Source organism: Gemmatimonadota bacterium, from assembly GCA_026706345.1.
Classification (GTDB): domain Bacteria; phylum JAAXHH01; class JAAXHH01; order JAAXHH01; family JAAXHH01; genus JAAXHH01.
In genome coordinates, this window is sequence record JAPOYX010000085.1 from 1 (window position 1) to 721 (window position 721).

General features: G+C 59.6%; 2 protein-coding genes. Both read left to right on the plus strand.

What is annotated here, in order from left to right:
- On the plus strand, positions 1-203 hold a 203-nt coding region (locus OXG98_06685; GenBank protein MCY3771689.1), incomplete at its 5' end, for an IS1182 family transposase.
- 322 nt (positions 204-525) lie between these two features.
- Positions 526-721, plus strand: a 196-nt coding sequence (locus tag OXG98_06690; GenBank protein MCY3771690.1) for a hypothetical protein, incomplete at its 3' end; no start/stop codon positions are given.

Here is a 721-nt window from a genome sequence, read left to right on the forward strand (position 1 = left end):
TCATGAAGCGAAAAGGGGGGTTCGAGTACGGGTACAACGCCCAGATCAGCGTGGACGAGAAGGCGCAGGTGATCGTGGGGCAGCACGTGAGTCCGCAGGCGAACGATTACCGGGAGGTGAGTCCGGCGCTGGATGAGGTGGAGGCCACGACCGGTCGTGTGCCGGAGAAGCTGAGCCTGGACAACGGCTACTACTCCGGGTAAAACCTGCTGGAGTTGTCGGACCGGGAGGTGGAAGGCTACGTGGCGACGGTTCGGGGAAAAGTGTATCCGGAGTTCGCGAAACGGGCGGCGCTGGCGTAAAAAAGGAGCGGGTGAGGAGCATGAAGCCGAAAACCGGCCTCGATCAGCCCCTTCTGAGTCGAAAATAGCGCAAAAAATCGATTCCCACGGGGTTGGAGGGCAGGATTCGATGGTATTCGCAAGCATGGGCCGTTGCCCATGAGCATTGGTGTGGACGATCGTGGCTCAATGCTGAGTTCTCGGACAGGCTCCTAGGAGATTCGAAACCAGGCCAGAACCCACCATGAAGCTCACCAGGCAAATCCGTGAACTATCCGATGGGCTGAGAACCGCGTTCGACGGATCGAACGTCGCGAACCGGGTGCGGGACTTTGAAGGATGGACCAACAGGGCGTCACAGGAGGATGCCGCCGGCGGGTACGATCACACGCGGACCGTCAGGGAGTACTACGACCTTTGTACCGAGTTCATGGTCCTGG